Below are 23,209 nucleotides of genomic sequence, written 5' to 3'. Positions count from 1 at the left end.
TACTCCTTTTTAATTCGTAACTCATATAATCATCAGCAGTTAACTTTTAATGTATTTGTAGAGGGTAGGCTTTGAAACACCTACTAACTCACAAATTTTCTTAATGCTATACTGCCTTCCTTCATAAAGCTGAATCGCTAGTTTAGCCTTATCAGTTGATAGCTTTTTAGGTCTGCCACCATTTCGCCCTCGTGCTCTTGCGGCCTGCAATCCCGCATAAGTTCTTTCGCGGATAAGATTGCGTTCAAATTCTGCCAGTGCTGCAAATATATGAAAAATTAATTTTCCTGAGCTTGATGATGTATCAATTGATTCATGAAGACTTCGTAAACCAATTTTTCTGGAATCGAGTAGGGCGATCATTTCAATTAAATGTTTAAGAGATCTACTTAGTCGATCTAAACGCCAAACAACAAAAACATCTCCTTCACGTGCAAATTCCAATGCTGCTTCCAGTCCAGGTCGTAGCATTTTGCTCCCTGTAACCTGGTCATGAAAAATTTTATTGCATCCGACATTATTTAATGCGTCGAGCTGTAAATCCAAATTTTGATCATCGGTTGAAACTCGTGCATATCCAATTAGCATATAGTTCTTATGGTTAAATAACTCAATTATATAAATAATAAATTAACTTAGAATATTTTACAATATTTATTTACCTTTCTTCCTATAAAATAAAGTGTTTTTTTATCCTCATAAAAAAAGTAAAGAAAACCCCCGTTTTATTTACCCGTTATGCACTATATAAGTTATATTAAAAATCCATAGGTGAAGACAATGTATGTACATTATGTTATAATAACTTTAAATGGGAGAAAAATATGGCTACGTTACATAATGATGTAAAACAAGAAAAAATAAATATGCGAATTAATAGTGAAGAACGAGGACTTATTGATCGTGCGGCAAAAATCAGAGGTAAAAACAGGTCTGATTTTATCTTAAGTGCAGCGCGTCGAGAAGCTGAAGAAACGATTTTGGAGCAAACGATTTTAAAAGCTAGTCCTGAAGCATATGCTGATTTTTTACAACGACTGGATAAAACGCCAATGCCTAATGAACGTTTGATTAAAACTATGCAGACAAAGGCTCCTTGGGATAAAAAATGATATTACAGCCAGAGCCTATAAATGAACACCATAATATACAGGGATTTAACTCGGGTGAAGAAAGTCTTGATATCTGGCTGAAAACTAAGGCAATTAAAAACCAAAAAGCAAATGCTTCTCGTACTTATGTTGCTTGCAATAATAAACGTGTTGTAGCCTATTATGTTTTAGCCTCGAGCTCGGTAGATGGAAGTTCCGCCACTGGTCGTTTTAGACGTAATATGCCAAATCCTGTTCCAGTAGTTATACTTGGTAGGCTTGCTATAGATTTAGCATATCAGAATAAAGGCATAGGGAGAGCACTAGTACGTGATGCAGGCCTTAGAGTTATTCAAGCAGCCGAAACTATAGGTATTAGAGGGATGCTAGTTCAAGCCATTTCTACCAAAGCAAAAGAGTTTTATGAAAAACTAGGTTTTGAACCTTCTTTAATAGATCCGATGACGCTAATGGTAACCTTAGATGATTTAAAAGCAGCAATATCGGTTTGATTATCTATCTTGTGAGAGTCTTTAAATACACATCAATAACGCATAGCCATAATTAATAAAAGTTATCTTATCTGTGTTAACAAGAGTTTAGCTACTTTTTCCATGTGATATCAGTTATTATGAATAAAATATTATGCTGTGTACGTACAGAGAAGATACAAATCGATAAAACATGCAATAGTTAAAATGGGATGAGAAAGTAGGATGCGTTTTTTCATTAAATTATCAATGACACTGTTGCTAGGCTTTATGTTTGCGGAAGTGCAGGCAACACCCTTGACTTTTCGAGAGGCATTGGAAATTGCCAGTCGCAATAATCCTGAGTTACAAGCAGAAATGGATAAAGCACAAGCCATGCGTGGTGCCTTTATTCAAAGTGGCTTGTATCCTAATCCCCAGCTGACCTTAACTGCGGAAAATTTTGGCGGGTCTGGAAGTTATTCAAGTTATGAGGCCGCAGAAACGACCGCATCTATAACACAACCCATTCCTTTAGGCGGTCGTCTTAAGTATCTGAAAAAAGCAACCTATGCAGATTATTTAGCATCTCTAGCTCAAATAAATGTTCAGAAAGCATCATTGTATATGGCTGTAGGAGGTGCTTATGTCGATGCATTTTATGCAGTTCAATGGCATCAGGTGACCCAAAAACTTGTTCGCTTGAATCAGGATATTGTGACTGCCATCGATAAACGAGTTAAAGCCGGGGTAGGTGCGGAGCTTGATTTGCGCTTAGCGCAAATTCGCTTGGGGGACGCACGTATTCAAGAGCAAAAAGCAGGGCGTGATGCGCTCTTCTTACGGGCAAAATTGGCACGGTTACTGGGTAATGGTTTACGTGTGGACAGACCTTTGGTTGACAAAGGCTTGCCCGATGTGGAGTTAAACTGGTCTGAGTTGTTGAAAAAAGTACCGCAAAGCCCGCAAATGCTGCAAATGCAGCTGCAATTGCAAGCTAAGCGCGCCGCCATTACTGCGGCTAAAAAATCAGTATGGCCTGATTTAAACATTCAATTGGGTGGTCGGCATTTTGAGGATGACGACAGTAATGCTGCGGTAATGTCCGTCTTTGCAGATGCACCTGTTTATAACCGCAATCAGGGGAAGATTTTGACTGCGGAAGCACAATACTCCCAAACAACCTATGAGTTTCAAGGGACGCGTCTTGAGGTACGTCAAAATGCATACAATGCCTTTTTACAGGCGCAGCAAACTAAGTTTGAGGCACAATTGGTGACAAAATCTCTGCTGCCATTAGCGCGCAAGTCAATTAAGCTCGCTCAAGATGGGTATCAAATGGGGCGGTATACGTATGTTGAATTATCTACGTCGTTAAATAATTTATACGAAGAAGAGCGCCATTACCAACAAGCCCATGCCGATTTTCATAAAACACTCATTCAATTGACTGGTCTTTTAGGGTTACATCCGACAAAGGAAAGTAAATGAAACTTATAAAAAAATGTGTCTCCTTGTTCTTCTTAATTATCTTTTTATCAACAATAGTTACTCCCATGGTGTTTGGGTCAGAAGATGATAACCAACAGAGCGAGGCTCAAGAAGAGTTTGAAAAAGGGCCACAAGGAGGTCGTCTTTTTAAAAAAGACAGTATAACCCTTGAGTTGCTCCTCTTTGAACGCGGGATGCCACCCCATTTTCGTGCCTATCTTTATCAAGAAGGAAAAACAATTTCTCCTAATTCATCGCAACTTACTGCAGAATTAACCCGATTTAATGGAAAGAAGGAGGTTATTACATTTAGGCCGGTTGAGAATTTTTTACAAAGCAATCAGATGATTAAAGAGCCTCATTCATTTGATGTGTCCCTTCAATTACGGATTTCAGAAAAATCCTACAATTGGCAATATAACACTTATGAGGGACGGCTTAAATTAGTTCCTGCCATACTTCAAGCCGCAAATATACAAACCGAAAAAGCAGAAAGCCAAACCATTAAAACTCAATTAAAAGTAGTGGGAAAAATTGCGCCTAATCGCGATACTATGGCCCCCATCTATGCTCGCTATGCAGGCATTATTAAACTGATGAATAAAAACTTAGGCGATGAAGTGATTAAAGGCGATTTATTGGCGACAATTGAAAGCAATGAAAGCTTACAAAATTACAACATAAATGCACCTATCACAGGAACTATAGTACAAAAATATGCAACCAATGGCGAACTAGCGCAAAATAATAAACCCATTTATGATGTGGCGAATTTAACCAACGTATGGGCTGACTTTACCTTATATCGCAAAGAAACTCCGCTAGTAAAAAAGGGAATGACTATTGATGTAATTGGTGATGAAGGAAAACCAAAAACGACAAGTTATATCTCCTACATCGCACCTCTTGGGATAGAAGACAGTCAAACCACTTTGGCACGTGCAGTCTTACCCAATGAGCAGCGCTTGTGGATTCCCGGCATGTATGTCAACGGTTATATTATTATTAAAGAAAAAACCGTGCCGGTAGCGGTGCTTCTTACGGCATTGCAACGCATGGGCGACCAAGACGTAGTATTTGTCCAACAAGGCGATTATTTTGAAGCGACACCTGTAGAACTTGGCCAACGAGACAAACAATGGGTTGAGGTTCTATCCGGGCTTGATGCAGGCCAGCATTATGTAACTAAAAACAGCTTTTATCTAAAGGCGGAGCTGGGTAAGGAAGGCGCAAGCCATGAGCACTAAGGATTAGAGATGCTGGAAAAAATAATACGTTTTTCTTTAAAACATCGTTGGTTTATTCTGTTGTTTACAGTGATTATTGCTTCGTTTGGTGTTTATAATTATCAAAAGCTTCCTATTGATGCCGTACCTGACATTACCAATGTTCAGGTGCAAATTAATACAGCAGCCTCTGGATACTCGCCTTTTGAGGTAGAACAGCGAATCACTTTTCCTATTGAATTAGCTCTTAGCGGCCTTCCCAATCTCGATTATACCCGGTCTTTATCTAGGTATGGATTGTCCCAAGTGACTGTGGTTTTTAAAGACGGAACTAATATTTATTTTGCAAGACAGCTTATTAATGAGCGCTTACAAGAAGTTAAAGATAAATTGCCGCCAGAGTCTGAAACTACATTAGGACCTATTTCTACAGGTCTTGGTGAAATTTTTATGTATACGGTGACGAATAAACCTAATGTGCCTAAAAGTCAACGTTATAACCCCACGGGACTTCGCACCATTCAAGATTGGATTATTAAGCCGCAATTGCGCAATGTAGAAGGGGTTGCGGAGGTCAATACGATTGGCGGTTATGCAAAACAATTCCATATTACGCCCGTTCCCTCAAAGCTTGTGCGTTACAACCTGAGTTTAAACGATGTGCTTGAAGCACTCCAGCGGAATAATGCCAACGTTGGTGCAGGCTATATAGAGCGCAATGGAGAACAAAATCTGATTCGTGTTCCTGGACAAGTAAAAGACATTCCTGATATTGAAAACATTGTGATTGCCAACTTTGAAGGAACTCCAATCCGCATGAGGGATGTAGCGAAAGTTGTCTTCGGCAAAGAACTACGTACAGGGGCTGCTACAGAAAATGGCCAAGAAGTGGTTTTGGGTACCGTGTTCATGTTGATGGGCGAAAACAGTAGAACGGTTTCTGAGCGGGTTGCTGAGAAGATGAAAGAAATCAACAAGTCACTTCCTGAAGGCGTTGAGGCCGTTATTGTTTATAATCGCACTTTGCTGGTTAATGCAACGATCAACACGGTTAAAAACAATTTACTTGAAGGTGCACTGCTCGTTTGCATTATTCTTTTTTTATTTTTAGGAAATATTCGTGCTGCATTGATTACTGCTATGGTCATCCCCTTATCCATGTTAATGACCATCACGGGCATGGTGACTAATAAAATCAGTGCGAACCTTATGAGTTTAGGTGCGCTGGATTTTGGATTGATAGTAGATGGTGCGGTGATTATCGTAGAAAACTGCATCAAGCATTTAGGGGAAAAGCAACATAATGCACAACGACTATTAACGCTTGAAGAGCGTTTAAAAGTGATTTCTTATGCCACCACCGAAGTCATTCGGCCCAGTATTTTTGGGGTTTTTATTATTACCGTTGTGTATCTTCCTATTCTGACATTAACGGGTGTGGAGGGCAAAATGTTTTTGCCTATGGCAGAAACCGTGATTATTGCCCTCATGTCCTCGATGTTATTTGCACTTACTTTTGTACCAGCAGCAATTGCAATTTTTTTGCGAGGACGTGTTCAGGAAAAAGAAAATTGGCTGGTGCATTATCTTTCAATTGGCTATGCACGTGTTTTGCGGCGATCTTTTCATGCGCGGCGTTCGGTTATAGGGGCTGCCGTTGTCTTAGTTGTATTGAGTTTGTTTATTGCATCGCGTATGGGCGGCGAATTTATTCCAAGCCTTGATGAAGGTGATATTGCTATGCATGCCATGCGTATTCCTGGGACAAGCTTGACTCAAGCCATCGCCATGCAGGATTTGGTTGAACAGAGGGTGAAACAATTTCCAGAGGTCAAAGCGGTATTTGCAAAATTAGGAACCGCAGAGGTAGCCACCGATCCGATGCCACCTAATGTTGCCGATACCTTTATTATTCTAAAAAAGCGCAAGGATTGGCCTAATCCCAAAAAGCCCAAGCAGGAACTGGTACAGGAAATTGAAAATGCAGTGAGGCAAATTCCAGGAAATAATTATGAATTTACTCAACCCATTCAAATGCGTTTTAATGAACTGATCTCGGGGGTTCGTAGTGATGTCGCGGTCAAAGTATTTGGCGATGATATGAATACTTTATTGGAGATCGCAGAAAACATTAGTACACAACTTAAAAAAGTACCAGGAGCTGCAGATGTCAAAATCGAACAAGTGAGTGGATTACCTCTTTGGACGGTGGTAATTAATCGCGATACTTTGGCGCGTTACGGTTTGCAAGTTGGCGCTGTGCAAGATGCCATTGTGATTGCTACCGGCGGGAAAAAGGGTGGTGAGCTTTTTGAAGGAGATAAGCGTTTTGATATCGTGGTACGATTACCTGAGTCGTTCCGTGCCGATCCTGATGTATTGCGTGAAGTTTTTGTACCACTTCCTCCATCTAAAGACAGTGAGCGGCATTTTATTCCCTTAAGTGAAGTCGCGAAAATGGTACGAAGTGAAGGACCCAATCAAATTAGTCGTGAAATGGGCAAACGTAGAGTGGTGGTTAGTGCCAATGTTCGAGGTAGTGATTTAAGTACCTTTGTGAATAATGCAAAACTGCGCATTGAACAGAACGTTAAAATACCTAGTGGTTATTGGATAGACTGGGGTGGACAGTTTGAGCAATTGCAATCTGCCTCACAACGATTACAGATTGTAGTACCCGTGACGCTACTTGGCATTTTCTTATTACTATTTATGAGTTTTGGCAGGGCAAGAGATGCATTGCTTGTGTTTACAGGCATTCCTTTGGCTTTAACTGGCGGTGTTTTTGCTTTGTGGATCCGGGATATCCCATTATCTATTTCGGCAGGTGTCGGGTTTATTGCCTTATCAGGGGTGGCGGTGCTCAATGGCCTTGTGATGATTACATTTATCAATAAGCTTCATGAACAGCAAAAATTTTATTTAAAAGATGCTGTATTGCAAGGGTCGCTGGCTCGACTCAGACCGGTCCTTATGACGGCATTAGTGGCCTCTTTGGGATTTGTGCCAATGGCACTGGCAACAGGCACTGGCTCTGAAGTGCAACGACCTTTGGCGACGGTGGTGATTGGGGGAATTATTTCATCGACTTTTCTGACGCTTTTAGTATTGCCCGGTTTGTATTATGTGTTTCATGAGCGGCGAAAAAAGGGATAATCCCACAGGGAGGCGAAGACTAAACCGCCTTTGACTCAGTTCACCTCAGCCTGGGAAAATAAGCGAGATAAAGAATAATGATAATTGCTATTAAGCCGAAAAAGGACAAGAGAAAACCAGCAGTTCCTAATATATAGGTTTTTCTTTGCATGCGTTGATGGTGCGTCAACACCAGTAAACAGATTCCTAAAAGAAAGACAAAGCTTGCGATGAGCAAAGGCATATGGACGAATAGAACATTCATTGTTACTCCCCGAAGTAGGTGATTTTTAATTAGTGTAAGTTAATTTTCTTACGAGTACAAAAAAACGCTCTCTGCCCGTGATTTGACAAAATGAAAGGCTCGGCTATATTTATAGTTAAATACTTATTTAACCGTTGAACTCAATATGCTAACCCACGATCAACTGATTACTTTAAGCGAAACACTGCATTTAATGGGTGAGCCCAATCGCTTGCGACTTCTACTCACATGTCTTAAAGAAGGGCCTAAATCTGTTTCTGAATTAGCAGAGCAATTGAACCTTTCCGTTCCCTTAGCAAGCCATCATTTAAGTTTGTTACGTTCTGCACGGTTACTGAGGGCCAATCGTGAGGGAAAACATATTTATTACAGTATTTTTGATACGCATGTACGTTGTATTTTGGACGACATGTTGCGCCATTTTGCTGAAGATGATGAGGAGAATTAACATGAACCTTTTAAAACGCTTTCTGGGTAACTACTTGAATGGGCATCATGGGCAAAATCGTAGTTCTCATCAAAATGGATACGGTAATTTCCATCATAAGCAAAAAAATCATAACAACAACTACATGTCTCAAAATGAATCACAGGGAGTTATATGTACACGGTGTCAAAGTCGCAATGAGCCAGGAGCTCGATTTTGTGGACAATGTGGTCAGGCAATCCAAAATACAGTGTGCCGTTGTGGTGCATCCATTCCTGCTGAAGCTAAATTTTGTGGCCAATGTGGGAGCTCCTTATGACAACACCATTAACAGCAACCACCTTTTTTGTGGCTGGGCTTGATTGTCCTGCAGAAGAGCAGCTCATTAGAAAACAGTTACAAGATGTTTCTGAAATTGAGCATATGGAATTTAATTTTATTGCAGAAGAGGTCACGATTCACCATCGTCTCCCTGTCATTGATGCATTGCAGCAGCGCATTGAATCATTAGGCATGAGTGTTCGCAGCCAAGGTACACGACGTTTAGCTAAAGAAGGCGAAAAAGCAGTCTCTGATTTTTCTTGGAAAATCATTCTACTAGCGGGTATTTTGGCGTTGTTTTCAGAAATTATGGCCTATTATCTGAATACGGAATTTTCAGTCTGGATTATTGCTCCTGCTTTATTGGCGATTGGCTTAAGCGGTCCTCCGACCTTTAAAAAAGGGTGGTTGGCGTTGCGTACCAAGGCAATGAATATTAACAGTTTAATGTTGATTGCCATTATTGGCGCCGTATTTATTGGTGCATGGCCTGAAGCGGCGATGGTGACGGTATTGTTTGCCTTGGCTGAACGTATTGAGCGCTATTCTTTAGATAAAGCTCGTCTTGCTATTCGCAGTTTAATGCAAATCGCACCGGAAATTGCACGAGTAAAACAGGATAATGGGCAATGGCAAACGACTCCTATTGAGCAAGTGCACTTAGATGCTGTTTTTAAAGTAAAGCCTGGAGAGCGTATTCCTTTAGATGGAGTGGTTGTTTTAGGTAAAAGCACGGTTAATCAAGCGCCGATTACGGGCGAGTCCATGCCGGTGAGTAAAGAGATAGATGATACGGTTTTTGCAGGTACGCTTAATGAGTATGGGGTACTTGAGGTCAAAGTCACTAAGGCATCGGGAGATACCCTTCTTGCCAAAATTGGTAAGGCCATTGAACAGGCGCAAGCAGAGCGCGCGCCGACACAACGTTTTGTCGATGTATTTGCTCAATATTATACGCCGATTATGGTGATAATTGCAGTTCTTATCGCATTAATTCCGCCGTTGGTTTTTGGTTATCCTTTTTATGATTGGATCTATAAAGCGCTCACTTTATTAGTGATTGCATGTCCTTGTGCTTTGGTTATTTCGACCCCAGTAACGGTAGTGAGCGGATTAGCCTCTGCGGCAAAGCATGGGCTTTTAATTAAAGGCGGAAGCTACTTAGAAACTGGGCATCAGTTAGAATTAATTGCCTTAGATAAAACCGGCACCTTAACGGAAGGTAAACCAGTAGTGACTGATTTTATTGTTCATGACACGCGTAGAACAAAAGAAGAATTGCTGCTCATTGCAGCAAGCCTTGATAGTCATTCCGAGCATCCTGTCGCGCATGCTTTAGTAACCTATTTCCAGCAACAACAACCCTCAGCTGATTTATTAGAGGTTGGTGCGTTTTCAGCACTTCCGGGTCGTGGAGTCAAGGGTTTGGTGCAAAATGAATTGTTTTATGTAGGAAACCATCAACTTGCTGAAGACAATAAAGTATGCAGCCCTGAGGTAGAAGAAGAGTTGAAGCGATTGGAGGAAGAAGGAAAGACCACGGTCATTTTAAGCAATAACACTACAGTGCTTGCTCTGTTTGCGGTGGCTGATACGTTACGCCAATCCAGTCAGTGGGCTATTTCAAGGCTTCATGAGCAAGGGATAAAAACAGCAATGCTGACTGGTGATAATGCAGTAACAGCGCATGCCATTGCGAAACAAGTGGGTATTGATGAAGTGAAGGCCAATGTATTGCCTACGGATAAACTGCAAGCAATTAATCAACTCTTGACACAGTATCAAACGGTAGGCATGGTTGGCGATGGGATTAACGATGCACCCGCACTGGCTAAAGCAAGCATTAGTTTTGCTATGGGGAAAGGGACGGATACGGCATTGGAAACGGCCGATGTAGCGTTAATGAATGATAATTTGGCCATGCTGCCTTTATATATTGATTTGAGCCGCAACACAGCAAGAATTCTTCGACAAAACATTAGTTTATCCATCGCTATTAAAGGAGTATTTTTTATTTTAGCACTTGGAGGTATTGCCACTCTTTGGATGGCTGTTTTTGCGGATATGGGGGCTAGTTTAATTGTTGTAGCAAATGGATTGCGACTCTTGAATTCTCATAAAGGACATGCAGACATTCAAGAGGCATAGGAATAACGAAAGAGGGATAACTCGATGGTGCAAGGGAGTGATATGAGGTGTCTTATGGTCGATACTTTACTTTTTTTAGTAATCGATGATTCATTAGGTGAACGCATTCTCTTGCGTGCACAATTGCAAAATTTGAACCATAAGGTGGATATGGCCTGTGATGGGAACTCAGGTTTGGAACTTGCTTTAATGAGACGTTATGATGCAATTTTAATTGATAAAAATTTAACACAAGGATTTAACTACCAAGAACTTATTGTACGTATTCAAAAGGATTCGGAGCTGAATCACGCCACACCAATCATAATCATGACTCAACACAATGACATGCATAAAATGCAAGAAGCAATGCAGTGTGTGAAGCCTTTTACGAAACAAGATACTTTAAAACTAATTGATTCAGTAAACCGGTTGAAACGAAATATATAAAGTGTCTATTTGTGTTGTTATCGAGGGAGGGTTGTAGCATGCATCTATTTTTAAGGAATAAAATGAAAACAGGAACTATATTGGGTTTGAGACTTTTTTTAAGAATGAGCATTATTTTTTTTGGAGTGGGGTTAGTGTCATGTGCTTCGACTCAATCAACTGTTAAGGAGATGCATTCTGAAAGTCAGTATGTTGGGGATTTTGGCGGTAATGGGGAGCATGTGCATGAATTACATTATAAGAATAAGAAAGTTCAGGAACACTAAGGATGGAAATGAATTTTTGGATTTGGGTACTGCTAGGGTTGTTGAGTATTGTGCTTGTGGGTGTTTTGGTTTTTCTCAAAAAACATAAGAAAACCATCCACTTTTATTCTTTTTTAATCATACTCCTAATCTTGGCAGCTATTTTTTTTCATGGAGTATCGTTTCAATTGCATTGATATGATTTCTGAATGAGCAAATTTCTCTTCTTTGTCATGTCAATGAATTAATGATGTCCATGTCCATGTCCATGAGGATGATATCCAATGAACGATTTATTAACGGATGTATTATTTTTGGGGTCATTCTTAGAGACATAATGTTCACAGGAGCATAATAAAGTGACAGAAATTAAAAGACAGCATCTCCAATTTTTTAATAAGATATGTTTTGTCATATATATTTTCTTTCTGTATGAGCTTATTACACATTATAGACAATGAGGTATGGAATATTAAAGAAATCGATTCCGATTTTTAAATTAATTGAACATGCTGACTTAAGCAAAATACAGGTCATTTTGTATGATTTTTGGAATAGCTACCTGAAAAATTCTATTAAAGAATTTAGTGAGGCGATAATGTGCAGAGGGATTTTAAGATCTCGTGCTGAATAGGAGGCGGTAATGAACACTGATGCAATCCCACGACGTTTTGTGATTCCATTGGGCACTCGATTGTTTATTGGATTTATGACTCTTGGATTACCTTTATTAATATTGATTATGCTTTTAGTGCCTAAAGTAAACTATATAATCCACTTGAATCATAAAATTCAAAATGAGAATTTACCTCCTATTCTTGATGCCCAAATTTATCAATCCCAAGACATCTTGGAGCATTGGGCAATGACAGGAGACCCAAAAGATAAGACTTATTTTGATAATACATGGAATGAAATTCATCAAGTTAGAGTCCAGGGTGATAAAGTAATCCAAGTGTTAGATAATCAAGAAATACAGCATAAATGGAAAAAGCTTCAACAGCTTTATAAATCGTTGCATCAAGCTCAAGTATCAATAATAAATGCGCCAAGAGATCCTAATAATCCAGATAATGTAGAAAATATCAGGAACAAAACTCGAGCCATTCAAAAATCAATGATAGATCTCATTGATGGTCCTTATTCGGAGATAACCGGTAAAAGAGAAGGTGGGCTATTTAGAGACTTATCCAAAGAAATTGAATCTCATATAAATGAAATAGATAAGAATTTAATTTCTTTAAAGGAATCCGCTTTGTGGCTTTTGATTTTAGCAATTGTTTTAACAGTGATTGTCCCTTATATCACACAGCGAGCATTATCCATTCCACTAGATAATGCAATAAATGCTGCTGAGCGAATTGCAGCAGGAGAGCGAAACGTAACAATAGAAATCATGTCATCAGATAAATTAGGGAAGCTGCTTTTATCCCTAAACAGCATGCAAGATGCAATAAAAAAGAATGAAGAAATGCTTCGTAATAAAGAGGAGGAGACTCGAGTGTTATTGGAAACACTGATTAATTCTTCGAAAAAATTTAGTCTACATAGCAGTAAAGTTGCTTCCGGTGATCTTCGTCATCGTCTTGAAATAGAAAATGAAGGCATATTACAAGATCTGGGGCGAGATTTAAATTCCATGACGGATAGGCTTTCATCGATGACAAAAAAAATTACACAAGCCAGCAGTGATATCGTTACAATGGTTGGAACGGTGCTCACTTCTGCTAATAAACAAGCAAAAGAAATTAGTTCCCAAGCATCTGCGATTAATCAAATCAGTGCTTCATTGGAAGAAATAGACAATAGCTCCAAAAAAACTATGGCTAAAGCTCAAGTTTTACGAGAAGTGGCTCAAAATACCTATGAACAGGGAAAACGAGGGGCGCACTCAGTAGAACAAAGCATTCTGGGCATTAGGGCTTCAGAAGAAAAGATGAAGCTTATTGCGCAAACTATTCTTGATTTAAGTAACCACATGCAACAAATCGGTGAAATTACTGTAGTAGTAAATACGCTTGCCCAACAATCCAAGATGTTAGCATTGAATGCCTCAATTGAAGCATCAAAAGCAGGAGAATCTGGTAAAGGTTTTGCCGCAGTGGCAACTGAAGTAAGAAACCTAGCAGAGCAATCAGAACAGTCCACGGTGCAGGTGCAAAAAATTCTTGAGGACATACGACGTAGCACTGAAAAAGCGGTTATCGTCACCGAGGAAGGAGCTAACACTCTTGATTCAGGAATTAAGCTTATTGAGAAAGCAGGCGACGTTATTCATGCGCTAAGTAAAATGATCAATGAAGCATCCATTTCAAGCCAACACATTGAGGTATCTATTAGGCAAGAAGCAGTTGGAATTGAGCAAATCGTTGAAAGTATGAATGAAATTAATCGTGTTACCGCAACTTTTTCTACTGGCATAGAAGAGATGATGACATTTATTCATCATTTAGATGATATTGTTAAACATCTAAAAGAGGATATCAGTCTTTATAAAGTTTAAAAGGTTTCATTAAATTAATTCATTGCAGAGCATTATTTTTAATGCGGTTATATATCTACAGATGCTTTTTAAAAGATACATCGACTTATTGCTATTCCATTACTCCATCAATGAATTATGTTTTAGTTCAATAATTAATTATTTTTAGTGATCACTGGATTTTTATATGCCTGATGATATTCATTCAATTGTTCCATGTTTTTGAGTAAATTAGGAGGACATCGATAAGCCTTAGCATAAATAGCATGTATACTAATGTCGGTTATATGACCAGGTTGAGAGCGGTACCTTTCTATTGATGTATGATGCTCTTCAAATACAACCAGGTTGGCTCCTAATTTTGCTCCTTCATTTTTAAGAAAATTTAGGTCATCGGTTTTTAGATTTTTTTCTAAACCAAGCGTGAATTGAAGTTTTTTTCCATGCACATCGCTATTAGATATTTTCCCTAAAAACTCACATGAGTTGGCCATTTTAGTACTTCGATTATAGATAATCATCACCTTTTTCGCATTTGGTTCTAATGATCTAGGAACACAGCCTACAATTAATTGTAGGGTTAATATAATTGAAAAAAATATTCCCTTCATCATAAAATATCCTTTTATTAATTGTATATGTGAGCCGAATATTAAATCATAATGCATTAACAATTAAACAAACAGTATCTATGTTCTAATTATCGGCACCAATACGACACCATACGTAGACAATTGCACACCAAGAAAGACATCTTGTGTATTTTGGAAAACAGGCGATAGTCCAGAATCAACATGGTTTTTCTTAGTCTTTTATAGTATTTCATGAAATTATCAAAACCTTTGGTAACGGGTTCAATTTTCCCGCGTCTTCACCATAACTTATTGATTTGTATCAAAGGGCTTATTCTTCAGTTAAATCGGCGTTCTGTTTCTTGGCGAACAGTATCTATTTTAATTCAAAATCCTATGTTTGATTCACAAGTCGTATCAATTTTAGTGAAGGAAGCAATTATCTTCATTAAAACTGATTAATCTGAAAAAACTAGGAATAGGGAAGGAGCCACGCCCAAATAACATTTTAATAGGTCTGATTAATCGTATAATCAGACCTAATACCGTTGCCTGTGACGCGGATTCAACTCGCTAATGCAACCACTATTTAACTAGTTGTCAGCGGCAAAAATAACATATTAGGAGTTTTAAAGCCTAGTGTTTTTCTAGGTCTTTTATTGTCTTCAATTATCGGCTTCGTGTTGCCTGATTGAATTGTGAACACAAATAATCTTTTTTAATATCCTTCTTTTTACAGGGTACAATCTGTATACTGCAACGCTTTTGTATAAATTAAGGTTGTATCAATGGAAAAAAGCGAGGCTATTGCATGGTTTGGAAGTCAAAGAAAGCTTGCTGAATTTCTAGGAGTCGCTCAGTCTAATGTGTCCGCGTGGAAAAAGGTACCCAAACACCATCAGAGGACGATTGAGGCGCATACCAAAGGGGTTTAGTTGCTTCCGTAGAAAGGACAAAAATGACGCGATACATGTGTACTATTGAAAAGTTTTATATGGATATGCTCAGAGCAGATGCTGAATCCTTAGCCGTTCCCGTTGTAGAGGTATTGCGTAGAGCCATTAAAAATTACCACAATGAAGTTTCTGGAAAAAACTTATAGTATACATTTATTTCGCACATATAATGTCTCCACTAACAATGAAATTTTTCTTGCCTCTTTCCATAAGTTTCTTCAATGGCTTTTTCAATATAATGGAGCAGATATCCTCTTCCGGTCATGAATCGAAGCAGTTTTCGATAATCTATAGGATTATTAGAAGGGTCTAGTTGCCCTATTTTACTTCGCACTGCTTTGAGTGTCCTTTCATACTCCAGATTTTGATGATGAGGATCTTGTTCAATGCGCATAAAATCCTTCAAATCGTCTTTGGTAGGCTCGTAGAATAGAGCGCTTGCAGGCAGCTTCACTGTTTCACCGCCAAGCAATTTTAATTTGCACCCATTATGGTTGTATTTGATAAAGTACCCCTTTAAAACATAAGAGTGACAGTCAACAATAACTCTATGATAGGAAGGAAGCTTCCACTCATCGTGTATACGTGTTCTCTTTTCTGCAATTAATGAGATGGTTGTCTTGTGATCAAAATTAAACGATTGTGGCTCAACACAAATACTTTGTTTATCCGATTGGCGAATTCCTTTAATAAGCGCTCCTAATTCGGTGACTAAAAGGATATCTTCTTTTAAAAGTTGGGCATCGAAATAGAGTAAGCTTGAGCCAACAGAAATTTGGGAGGTTAAGCTTTCAAGCTTTCGTTTGGTATAAATTATCTGTTCGATATGACTTTTTAAAATGAAGAGCTCGTAATCGCTGGCATTACCTAAACGGGCAACTTCCTCTTGCAAAATAAAGAGCATTTTTATTGAATGAGAAGACATAATACGTGTAAACCTATTTGTGTTAATCCATCTTAAATTACTTCTTGGCTAATTAATTGAAGAAAATAATTGAAATGCGGATATTCTCTACAATACAAATCCAATTGCTTTTCGCATGTTGCATTAACCATGCACCGTACATCTGGAATAAAATCCATTAATGTGGTTACGATGACATGATCAGGCGCATTTCTTTCCATCAGCTGTTTGGCTTGAGCATCAATTAATCGAATCAATTCTTTATCATGGTCTGAGAGCGTCAATGACTTCATAAAACATTTAAAAACGATTGTTAAAAGAATTAAAGCTGGAATAGGATGAGTGACTTCGACCGTAATCATTATTCCAACTTGATGAACTAGAACCTAAGGTATTTCCCGAACTATCAAAAGCGCCTCTCATAGGAAGACCTGTGGCCGGGTTAATTCGGGTGTCATCTTTTCTGCATGGATTAAAATGAGATGATTCTTCATCTTTTGAATCAAGATTGTTGGAAATCCAGATAAAGGGTTTGAACACCAGTTTAATCCATTTCATGATGCATCCTTAATGTGTTGTTATTCCATCGGTTCGGTTTCGAGAACACTTTGTTCTTCCTGAATTGGTTCTAAATGAAATAATTCTCTATCGGCATTTCGTTTAATGTAGTGTTTCATTTGTTGGTACAAATCAAACAACGTCCCTTCTTGGGTTTTACCGCATATCCAGCCCAAACTGGCAATGAACTTTAATCTGTTCTCTAAATTCCCAAATATTCTCTAATTAATTCAACTTGGTGTTTTGTTGAATCCATACCATTTATAATGAAATCGGCTTTACTCTTAAACTCACGATCTTCAAATAAAGGTCTTGATTCACTTAAGTAAAATTCTAACTCGTCTAAAAGATCTTCTTTAGTTTTATCAGTATTTTTATAGTTTCTAAGTACCCAGCGACACAAAGATACATCTAATGGCACATTAATATGAATCCAAGTATCAATATAGATGCCAGTCTGCTGGTGAAAACGTCCTAAAGGTGCATCAAAAATGATATATTGCTTGGGATTAACAACACTATTCTTTACTGGATGAATAACTGCTTCCCCAGATTTAAGGACTTTAAGAACTTCAGCTAATTTTGGATAGTCCCATTCAGTGTAATTTTCTCCCCTTTTGTACCAATCGATATAATCTTCAGGTCCATTTGAGATCTCATCAAAATCATCCCAAGATATAAAAGGACTATGTAAATAACTGGCTAATTCTAGGGTAAGTGTTGTTTTTCCAGCGCCCATGTTTCCACTAATACCAATGATATGAGGGGTTGAGATTTTATTCATTTTCTGTAAAGTCTTTCGACAACTCTTCTTCTATCTGCTCTATTGTGGGTAATGCAGTCTTAATATCATTAGGCAATGACTCAGTAAGTTTATACTCTGCAAGTCCAATTGGTTTAGTCATATCGCGAAGAGCATACTCAGCAACAACCCCAACTTTTGAACGACATAAAATTAACCCTATAGAAGGGTTGTCCCCTGGTTGGCGTAACAAATCATCTACAGCTGATAAATAGAAATTCATTTTACCGGCGTATTCTGGTTTAAACTTACCTGATTTTAAATCAATCACAACAAATGCCCTTAACTTGATGTGGTAAAACAACAAGTCGATATAAAAATCTTGATCTTCAATTTGAAGATGGTATTGACGTCCCAGAAAAGCAAAGCCTTCTCCAAGTTCAAGCAAAAATCGTTCAATATGAGCAACCAATCCTTTTTCTACTTCTCTTTCATGAGCATCTTTCCCTAAACTTAAAAAATCAAATAAATATGGGTTTCGAAGTGTTGCTTGTGCAAGATCAGAATGAGGAGATGATAATTTTTTGTTAAAGTTAGTAATAGCTTTCCCTTCTCGTTTATATAAATCGGATTCAATTTGCATTGATAATACATTTCGAGACCAGCTGTATTCTTTTGCTTTTTGGATGTAGAATTCTCTTTCCTTTTTATCTGGCACTTCATACATCAGTGTAATGTTATGCCCCCAGGGTAATTGGTCAATAGCTTGTTGACCAATTTCATCTAGGTTATATTCTTCAGCGAAACGTCGCATATACTTTAGGTTTTGCGGACTAAACCCTTTCATTTCTGGAAATTCACTACGTAAATCACGACTTAGCTGCGTAATAATTTTAGCCCCCCACCCATGTTGCTTCTGAGAATTGATAATTTCTGTTCCAATATGATGGTAAAGCAGAATAAGTTCTTTATTTACACTCAGAGCCGCTCTGTACTGACTTGCAGCAACTTTCGTCTTAAGATCATCCAAGAATTGAGTGTAATTGATACCAGTAATGTTCTTTTCCATATTAAGTTCTCTTTGGTAATTTCATTACCATTAAATGAGTTTTATGGCCTGTAAAAAAACCGCCTTGCATCGAGTATTCACCTACTGGTTCGAATCCAGCTTGCTCATAAACATGCTTAGCTCTAGGATTGTTTTCATCAGGATCAATGAAAAAAGTATCAGCCAGATTATCGATCTGATTGTGGTAGAATGCAGTAAATTTCTTCAAGGTTGGTGCAGCCAATCCTCTTCCTAAAAAATCCCTATTCCCTATGCCAAAATCAAGAGAGACGGTATGCCCATCTTTTGATAAATAATATTTATGAAGATCAGTTACATCATTTTGTGACTCTAATATTTCGTCGCTTAGCAGAAAAGCAAATGGCTCATTATTAACAAACCCTACCCAATATTTAGTGGTACCGTAAAAATAGTGTTGCTTACGTCCATAGATAAAGTTGAGTATGTCATCTTTATGTTCTTTGCTGTTATCCCAAAAATCTTGTATATGGGGTAAGCTAAGCCAGTCAAATATAATTTTTTCGTGTTGAAGATTAGCTTTCTCAAAACATATTGAGTCGATTAAATTTTGATTCATGAAAAATCCCTGCATTTATTGATAAAAGCTTTTAGTGATAAATACTTGCCATAGCCTAAGTGTGTTGCAATAATCTTTTGAATAGGAACACCCAGTTGATATAGATGTAAAATTTTATCTTTGTCTTTATCGTACATTGAGGCTTGTATTATCCCTTTCGGTTTACCAAGCTTAATACCTTTAGCAACTCGTGCGCGTAACCCTTCCTTGGTTCGTTCTGAAATAAAATCTCGCTCCAATTCAGCCAACATTGAAAAGATCGTGATGAGCACTTTATTTGCCACATTATTCTTGGCATTAGGATTTAAATCCAGATTTTGTTTGATAAGTATCAACCTGGACATTTTATCATGAATAATTATTTCTATAGTATTCAACGTTTCTTTTATTGATCGACCAAGCCTTGATAATTCAGAGGCAATAACCACATCATCAGGTGATAATTTATCTAACAACTCATCGATACGACGTAACTTAGTAGACTTACGGGAGGACATCTCTAATTCAATCCATTCGTCAACCATGAGTTTTTGCTCAATGCAGAAACGACTAATGCTGTTTTTCTGACTTTCAACACTTTGATCCTGAGTACTCACCCGAACATATCCATAAATCATGCTAATGCCACCTAATTTTCACTGGGTTTTGTATTAAGGTATTTTGCACATATAACACCATCATATTGTTAATCGTTTATAATGCACCTTAATGATATAATTTATCGCCTAATAAAACGAGCGTTAAAAGAATTAAATTTGATGTCCCGGATGTACCTTAATGGCAAAGCTTGAAATAATGACCCCTGCAGAACAAATTATTTTTAATAGTCCGCCAAATTTTTCCCCTGATGAACAAAATAAATATTTTTGTTTACCACCAGAGTTAGCCGTCTGGCTGAAAAGCGTGGATAGCGTCACCAATAAAGCTGGATTTATTTTATTGTTTGGGTATTGCCTGGTAGGAGCGCGATTCTACCAACCAAGACAGTTTTATGAATCTGATCTCAAGGCCATATGCCAGCTATACGGCTTTGACAACAATGAAGTGCAACTAAAAAAATATAATCAGCGGACGTTTAATTACCACAAACAGATAATTCGTGAATATCTGGCGATAAAACCCTTTGATGAAGAGGCGAAAACATTATTCAGGGAGAGTATTCATGATCGCGTTGCCCGTCGCTACCCACCAAAACAGATTTTACAGGATGTATTCGATCTGCTGAAAGCCAGGCGTATTGAGATCCCCCGCTATAATCGATTTGCCCTGAACATCACAGAGATAATCAGTGATTATGATAAACATCTGATTCATTTGATTGAGGATCAATTATCCGATGGTCACAAAATCAGTATGGATGCTCTTCTAAAAATAGATGATGCTGATTCTTCAACCATTGCCAGACTTAAAACCATCAGTCACTCAAGAAAGCCAAAGGAGATTAAGAAAAGTATCGAGGATTTTCAACTAATCCAAAGTATTTATAACAGTGTTAGTCCCTTGCTCGATAAACTAAATCTGCACAATGACACCGTCAAGCATTATGCAACCTGGGTTCGCAAGGCCAGTCTGTTTCAGATTAATCAGCTTCAGCCTGATAAACGCTATCTCCATATCATTTGTTTTCTGGTTCATCAATATCAGTTAAGACAGGATAATTTTGCAGATATTTTACTCAACTGTGTGAAGGCAACAGAAAACGCCGCTACAAAAAATGAAAAGGAACAGATCTTTAAACAGAAAGACCAGCAAAAGGAAACCCTGCAATTATTATCAGATGCAAGAATATCCTATAAGGCTCAACTGAAAAAAATTGAAAAGCTGGCAACATCACCTGTTTTAAGCGATTCGGAGAAAGTTCAGCAAATCAGGCAATTGCTGGAGGACTATCACCAGCACCTGGAAATCTATCCACCGGAACCAAAACTGGATGAATATACAAAACAGGCACTTGATGAAATGAATGCACAGAACTATTACCAGATATTGGAGGATTTGTCCCTTAAATTACAGAACAGGGTGGCTGATATCTTGCGCAATATTGCATTTGATATCCCGGAAAATCAGGATATTCCTGCCATTTTAGTGGCCATCAAACACTATCAGGCCAAAACAGGTAATGTGGGGAAAGAGGCGCCAGTCAGCTTTTTATCTGAAAATGAACAGGCTGCACTTTATTCCAGTGAAGGTAAATTCAGGATCTCCCTTTATAAGGTGTTGCTGTATTTTTATACGGCTGATGCTTTAAAAGCGGGTGTTATCAGTCTGAAGCCAGCCTATCGCTATCTGTCACTGGAAAACTATTTACACCCCAAAGAACATTGGCAGGCTAACAGGAACAGGTTACTGGAAGAAGCAGGGTTACTCGATTTTGCAGACATTGATCAATTAATGGAAACCCTTCATAAAAAGCTCCACGGGGCATACCATAAAACTAATCGCCGTATCAAGGCAGACAAAAATCCTCACATCAAATTTGATTCAAAGGGACGAATGGTGCTGGCAACACCCAAAGTCGAAAAAATAAATACGCAGTCAGTATCTTCTCTGTTTGCTGATCAGAAATATACATCGGTACTAAAAATGTTGAGTGATATTCAGCGGTTAACTGGTTACCTTGATTGCTTTCGCCATCACAGCGTTAAAGACAAGAAGATCTTGCCCAAAACATCCATATTTTATGCATCGATTTTAGGAATGGGATGCAATATAGGCATCAGCAAGATGGCCAATGTCTCCAAAGGGATTACGGAAGATGCCCTGGAAAACTTTGTAAACTGGCACATGAGTCTTAATAATATTAACGCAGCAAATCAATGCATTCTTGAGCTGCTCGGCAAGCTATCATTAGCCAGCATCTATCAAAAAAATCCTGGTGAATTACATACATCCAGCGATGGACGAAAAGTCAGCGTAGTTGTTGAGTCATTGAACGCCAATAAATCATTCAAATACTTTGGAAGCGGCTCAGGATCTTCACTTTACAGCTTTATTGATGAGCTAAACCGCCTGTTTTATACTACGTCCATCAGTAGTTCTGAACGAGAAGCAGCCTATGTTGCTGATGGATTATTACATAATCTTTCGATCAAGAGCACAATCCATTCCACTGATACACATGGTTATTCTGAAGCAATTTTTGGGATATTGAACATGCTTGGGATTTATTTTGCACCCAGAATTAAAGGTCTGAAGAAAGCCACCCTATACAGCTTTAACTCCAGAAGCACCTATGAAACCAAAGGATATAAAATACTCCCGCATCGCTATATTGACACTGATTTAATTAAAACCCATTGGGATGATATTTTGCGTTTGATGGTTACGATTAAACTTAAAGCCACAACGGCATCACAACTGTTCAAGCGTCTCAGTTCATATTCAAAACAACATCCATTGTACTGCGCCATAAAGGAATTTGGACGGATTATTAAAAGTCTGTTTATTCTTCGATATATTGATGATGTAGAATTACGACAGGCTGTTGAAAAACAGTTAAATCGTATTGAGTTATCGAATAAATTCTCAAAAGCCATTCTGTTTGGTAACAACCAGGAAATTCAATACAGCAGCAAGGAGGAACAAGAAATGGTTGTTGGTTGCCAGCGCTTAATCCAGAATGCAATTGTATTATGGAATGAGCTATACCTTTCGCAAAAATTGGCTCTGTTAGAGGATGAAGCAAGCAGGAAAGCACTACTAACCATTATTCGCAATGGATCGACTTTAATCTGGCATTATGTCAATTTGCATGGGGAATATGATTTTACCCAGGATATTGAAGAGCAGGGTATGGTGTTTGATATGGACAAAATATTGGCACTTAAAGTCGCTTAGCTATCTCATTGCCAGTTTGGGCTGGATATGCGGTGAAACCCCTTCTTGATTGGCTTTATCAATGAAATAGGAACCAATGAGAATTTTACGACGTGTATCACGCTTTCGCTCCCGGGCTTTTTCAAGTGATTCCAGTTTTTGAATTTGCGCTCTGAGTTGTTCTTGTTTTTTCTTTAAGGCATCCAGCCGCGATTGTTTTTCGCTCATTTTATTATCGGTTCATAGTCGTCCTAGTACTCAGATTTTACGATGTTTCATATAAAT

General features: G+C 38.3%; 25 protein-coding genes. 14 read left to right on the top strand and 11 right to left on the bottom strand.

Annotation, left to right across the window (positions count from 1 at the left end; translation table 11 throughout):
• Window positions 1-39: 39 nt before the first annotated feature.
• The gene (locus tag DY223_RS18115; RefSeq protein ID WP_012187550.1) at window positions 40-588 is read right to left on the bottom strand and encodes a recombinase family protein; all 549 of its coding nucleotides are present in this window, start codon (window positions 586-588) and stop codon (window positions 40-42) included.
• 236 nt (window positions 589-824) lie between these two features.
• On the opposite strand from DY223_RS18115, the gene DY223_RS18110 reads away from it, so the two are divergent.
• The 5 genes from DY223_RS18110 to DY223_RS18090 all read left to right on the top strand — a co-directional run bounded on the left by DY223_RS18110 (window position 825) and on the right by DY223_RS18090 (window position 7,434).
• Window positions 825-1,112 carry a type II toxin-antitoxin system TacA family antitoxin gene (locus DY223_RS18110; protein ID WP_012187549.1) on the top strand — a complete coding sequence of 96 codons (288 nt, stop codon included), beginning with the start codon at window positions 825-827 and terminating at the stop codon, window positions 1,110-1,112.
• Window positions 1,109-1,603 (top strand): GNAT family N-acetyltransferase, encoded by a 495-nt coding sequence (locus tag DY223_RS18105; RefSeq protein WP_012187548.1) that lies wholly within the window; start codon window positions 1,109-1,111, stop codon window positions 1,601-1,603. Before DY223_RS18110 ends, DY223_RS18105 begins: the two co-directional genes overlap by 4 nt.
• Before the next feature lie 228 nt (window positions 1,604-1,831).
• Window positions 1,832-3,052 carry a TolC family protein gene (locus DY223_RS18100; protein WP_374939095.1) on the top strand — a complete coding sequence of 407 codons (1,221 nt, stop codon included), beginning with the start codon at window positions 1,832-1,834 and terminating at the stop codon, window positions 3,050-3,052.
• Window positions 3,053-3,117: 65 nt separating this feature from the next.
• The gene (locus tag DY223_RS18095; protein WP_244944219.1) at window positions 3,118-4,299 is read left to right on the top strand and encodes an efflux RND transporter periplasmic adaptor subunit; all 1,182 of its coding nucleotides are present in this window, start codon (window positions 3,118-3,120) and stop codon (window positions 4,297-4,299) included.
• A 9-nt stretch (window positions 4,300-4,308) separates the two neighbouring features.
• Window positions 4,309-7,434, top strand: a complete 3,126-nt coding sequence (locus DY223_RS18090; protein ID WP_012187545.1) for a CusA/CzcA family heavy metal efflux RND transporter — start codon at window positions 4,309-4,311, stop codon at window positions 7,432-7,434.
• A gap of 40 nt (window positions 7,435-7,474) precedes the next feature.
• Here the strand turns inward: DY223_RS18090 and DY223_RS19020 are convergent, their stop codons facing one another.
• Complete coding sequence (locus tag DY223_RS19020) at window positions 7,475-7,678, bottom strand: hypothetical protein (RefSeq protein ID WP_019350409.1); 204 nt, start codon at window positions 7,676-7,678, stop codon at window positions 7,475-7,477.
• 145 nt (window positions 7,679-7,823) lie between these two features.
• Here DY223_RS19020 and DY223_RS18085 point away from each other — a divergent pair, with 145 nt between their 5' ends.
• From DY223_RS18085 to DY223_RS18060, 6 genes are all read left to right on the top strand, one after another.
• Window positions 7,824-8,126 carry an ArsR/SmtB family transcription factor gene (locus DY223_RS18085; RefSeq protein ID WP_012187544.1) on the top strand — a complete coding sequence of 101 codons (303 nt, stop codon included), beginning with the start codon at window positions 7,824-7,826 and terminating at the stop codon, window positions 8,124-8,126.
• A gap of 1 nt (window position 8,127) precedes the next feature.
• Window positions 8,128-8,424: a zinc ribbon domain-containing protein gene (locus tag DY223_RS18080; protein ID WP_019350408.1), complete on the top strand. Its 297-nt coding sequence runs from the start codon at window positions 8,128-8,130 to the stop codon at window positions 8,422-8,424.
• Window positions 8,421-10,574: a heavy metal translocating P-type ATPase gene (locus DY223_RS18075; RefSeq protein WP_115684400.1), complete on the top strand. Its 2,154-nt coding sequence runs from the start codon at window positions 8,421-8,423 to the stop codon at window positions 10,572-10,574. The genes DY223_RS18080 and DY223_RS18075 overlap by 4 nt, the downstream gene beginning before the upstream one ends.
• 54 nt (window positions 10,575-10,628) lie before the next feature.
• On the top strand, window positions 10,629-11,003 hold the full coding sequence (locus DY223_RS18070) for a response regulator (RefSeq protein WP_019350406.1): 375 nt from the start codon (window positions 10,629-10,631) through the stop codon (window positions 11,001-11,003).
• Window positions 11,004-11,065: 62 nt separating this feature from the next.
• Window positions 11,066-11,269 carry a hypothetical protein gene (locus DY223_RS18065; protein WP_019350405.1) on the top strand — a complete coding sequence of 68 codons (204 nt, stop codon included), beginning with the start codon at window positions 11,066-11,068 and terminating at the stop codon, window positions 11,267-11,269.
• 622 nt (window positions 11,270-11,891) lie between these two features.
• Window positions 11,892-13,751: a methyl-accepting chemotaxis protein gene (locus tag DY223_RS18060; RefSeq protein WP_115684399.1), complete on the top strand. Its 1,860-nt coding sequence runs from the start codon at window positions 11,892-11,894 to the stop codon at window positions 13,749-13,751.
• Between the two features lie 134 nt (window positions 13,752-13,885).
• Here DY223_RS18060 and DY223_RS18055 read toward each other — a convergent pair whose 3' ends face one another.
• Entirely contained in the window at window positions 13,886-14,344 is a 459-nt protein-coding gene (locus tag DY223_RS18055) for a DUF4156 domain-containing protein (RefSeq protein WP_019350398.1), read from the bottom strand.
• A 746-nt stretch (window positions 14,345-15,090) separates the two neighbouring features.
• On the opposite strand from DY223_RS18055, the gene DY223_RS18045 reads away from it, so the two are divergent.
• A complete protein-coding gene (locus DY223_RS18045; protein ID WP_019350396.1) occupies window positions 15,091-15,237 on the top strand; it encodes a Cro/CI family transcriptional regulator in 147 nt (48 codons plus the stop codon).
• A gap of 23 nt (window positions 15,238-15,260) precedes the next feature.
• Complete coding sequence (locus tag DY223_RS19185) at window positions 15,261-15,404, top strand: hypothetical protein (RefSeq protein WP_154669252.1); 144 nt, start codon at window positions 15,261-15,263, stop codon at window positions 15,402-15,404.
• A 32-nt stretch (window positions 15,405-15,436) separates the two neighbouring features.
• Here DY223_RS19185 and DY223_RS18040 read toward each other — a convergent pair whose 3' ends face one another.
• The 7 genes from DY223_RS18040 to DY223_RS18010 form a co-directional block, all read right to left on the bottom strand.
• On the bottom strand, window positions 15,437-16,183 hold the full coding sequence (locus DY223_RS18040) for a regulatory protein RecX (RefSeq protein ID WP_012187534.1): 747 nt from the start codon (window positions 16,181-16,183) through the stop codon (window positions 15,437-15,439).
• 32 nt (window positions 16,184-16,215) lie between these two features.
• Complete coding sequence (locus tag DY223_RS18035; protein WP_035749195.1) at window positions 16,216-16,455, bottom strand: hypothetical protein; 240 nt, start codon at window positions 16,453-16,455, stop codon at window positions 16,216-16,218.
• A 7-nt stretch (window positions 16,456-16,462) separates the two neighbouring features.
• A complete protein-coding gene (locus DY223_RS19015; RefSeq protein WP_035749192.1) occupies window positions 16,463-16,720 on the bottom strand; it encodes a hypothetical protein in 258 nt (85 codons plus the stop codon).
• 202 nt (window positions 16,721-16,922) lie between these two features.
• A complete protein-coding gene (locus DY223_RS18025) occupies window positions 16,923-17,504 on the bottom strand; it encodes a nucleoside/nucleotide kinase family protein (RefSeq protein ID WP_058461005.1) in 582 nt (193 codons plus the stop codon).
• Entirely contained in the window at window positions 17,497-18,531 is a 1,035-nt protein-coding gene (locus DY223_RS18020) for a PDDEXK nuclease domain-containing protein (RefSeq protein WP_058461004.1), read from the bottom strand. Before DY223_RS18020 ends, DY223_RS18025 begins: the two co-directional genes overlap by 8 nt.
• 1 nt (window position 18,532) lies before the next feature.
• Window positions 18,533-19,108 (bottom strand): GNAT family N-acetyltransferase, encoded by a 576-nt coding sequence (locus tag DY223_RS18015; protein ID WP_058461003.1) that lies wholly within the window; start codon window positions 19,106-19,108, stop codon window positions 18,533-18,535.
• On the bottom strand, window positions 19,105-19,725 hold the full coding sequence (locus DY223_RS18010) for a recombinase family protein (RefSeq protein ID WP_058461002.1): 621 nt from the start codon (window positions 19,723-19,725) through the stop codon (window positions 19,105-19,107). Before DY223_RS18010 ends, DY223_RS18015 begins: the two co-directional genes overlap by 4 nt.
• A gap of 160 nt (window positions 19,726-19,885) precedes the next feature.
• Here DY223_RS18010 and DY223_RS18005 point away from each other — a divergent pair, with 160 nt between their 5' ends.
• A complete protein-coding gene (locus DY223_RS18005) occupies window positions 19,886-22,945 on the top strand; it encodes a Tn3 family transposase (protein ID WP_058461001.1) in 3,060 nt (1,019 codons plus the stop codon).
• Here DY223_RS18005 and DY223_RS18000 read toward each other — a convergent pair whose 3' ends face one another.
• Entirely contained in the window at window positions 22,946-23,152 is a 207-nt protein-coding gene (locus DY223_RS18000; protein WP_235810562.1) for a hypothetical protein, read from the bottom strand.
• Window positions 23,153-23,209 lie beyond the last annotated feature (57 nt).

Origin of the sequence: Legionella bozemanae (genome assembly GCF_900450575.1) — a bacterium.
Taxonomy (GTDB): domain Bacteria; phylum Pseudomonadota; class Gammaproteobacteria; order Legionellales; family Legionellaceae; genus Legionella; species Legionella bozemanae.
This window is presented reverse-complemented; position numbering and strand designations above follow the sequence as displayed.

Excerpts from the sequence above, each read along its gene's own strand:
- DY223_RS18115 (WP_012187550.1), bottom strand. The coding sequence starts at position 588 with ATGCTAATTGGATATGCACGAGTTTCAACCGATGATCAAAATTTGGAT.
- DY223_RS18100 (WP_374939095.1), top strand. The coding sequence starts at position 1,832 with ATGACACTGTTGCTAGGCTTTATGTTTGCGGAAGTGCAGGCAACACCC.
- DY223_RS18045 (WP_019350396.1), top strand. The coding sequence starts at position 15,091 with ATGGAAAAAAGCGAGGCTATTGCATGGTTTGGAAGTCAAAGAAAGCTT.
- DY223_RS18095 (WP_244944219.1), top strand. The coding sequence starts at position 3,118 with ATGGTGTTTGGGTCAGAAGATGATAACCAACAGAGCGAGGCTCAAGAA.
- DY223_RS18040 (WP_012187534.1), bottom strand. The coding sequence starts at position 16,183 with ATGTCTTCTCATTCAATAAAAATGCTCTTTATTTTGCAAGAGGAAGTT.
- DY223_RS18065 (WP_019350405.1), top strand. The coding sequence starts at position 11,066 with ATGAAAACAGGAACTATATTGGGTTTGAGACTTTTTTTAAGAATGAGC.
- DY223_RS18005 (WP_058461001.1), top strand. The coding sequence starts at position 19,886 with ATGGCAAAGCTTGAAATAATGACCCCTGCAGAACAAATTATTTTTAAT.
- DY223_RS18060 (WP_115684399.1), top strand. The coding sequence starts at position 11,892 with ATGAACACTGATGCAATCCCACGACGTTTTGTGATTCCATTGGGCACT.
- DY223_RS18105 (WP_012187548.1), top strand. The coding sequence starts at position 1,109 with ATGATATTACAGCCAGAGCCTATAAATGAACACCATAATATACAGGGA.
- DY223_RS18075 (WP_115684400.1), top strand. The coding sequence starts at position 8,421 with ATGACAACACCATTAACAGCAACCACCTTTTTTGTGGCTGGGCTTGAT.
- DY223_RS18080 (WP_019350408.1), top strand. The coding sequence starts at position 8,128 with ATGAACCTTTTAAAACGCTTTCTGGGTAACTACTTGAATGGGCATCAT.
- DY223_RS18110 (WP_012187549.1), top strand. The coding sequence starts at position 825 with ATGGCTACGTTACATAATGATGTAAAACAAGAAAAAATAAATATGCGA.
- DY223_RS19185 (WP_154669252.1), top strand. The coding sequence starts at position 15,261 with ATGACGCGATACATGTGTACTATTGAAAAGTTTTATATGGATATGCTC.
- DY223_RS18070 (WP_019350406.1), top strand. The coding sequence starts at position 10,629 with ATGGTCGATACTTTACTTTTTTTAGTAATCGATGATTCATTAGGTGAA.
- DY223_RS19015 (WP_035749192.1), bottom strand. The coding sequence starts at position 16,720 with ATGAAATGGATTAAACTGGTGTTCAAACCCTTTATCTGGATTTCCAAC.
- DY223_RS18015 (WP_058461003.1), bottom strand. The coding sequence starts at position 19,108 with ATGAATCAAAATTTAATCGACTCAATATGTTTTGAGAAAGCTAATCTT.
- DY223_RS18085 (WP_012187544.1), top strand. The coding sequence starts at position 7,824 with ATGCTAACCCACGATCAACTGATTACTTTAAGCGAAACACTGCATTTA.
- DY223_RS19020 (WP_019350409.1), bottom strand. The coding sequence starts at position 7,678 with ATGAATGTTCTATTCGTCCATATGCCTTTGCTCATCGCAAGCTTTGTC.
- DY223_RS18055 (WP_019350398.1), bottom strand. The coding sequence starts at position 14,344 with ATGATGAAGGGAATATTTTTTTCAATTATATTAACCCTACAATTAATT.
- DY223_RS18035 (WP_035749195.1), bottom strand. The coding sequence starts at position 16,455 with ATGAAGTCATTGACGCTCTCAGACCATGATAAAGAATTGATTCGATTA.
- DY223_RS18090 (WP_012187545.1), top strand. The coding sequence starts at position 4,309 with ATGCTGGAAAAAATAATACGTTTTTCTTTAAAACATCGTTGGTTTATT.
- DY223_RS18025 (WP_058461005.1), bottom strand. The coding sequence starts at position 17,504 with ATGAATAAAATCTCAACCCCTCATATCATTGGTATTAGTGGAAACATG.
- DY223_RS18020 (WP_058461004.1), bottom strand. The coding sequence starts at position 18,531 with ATGGAAAAGAACATTACTGGTATCAATTACACTCAATTCTTGGATGAT.
- DY223_RS18000 (WP_235810562.1), bottom strand. The coding sequence starts at position 23,152 with ATGAGCGAAAAACAATCGCGGCTGGATGCCTTAAAGAAAAAACAAGAA.
- DY223_RS18010 (WP_058461002.1), bottom strand. The coding sequence starts at position 19,725 with ATGATTTATGGATATGTTCGGGTGAGTACTCAGGATCAAAGTGTTGAA.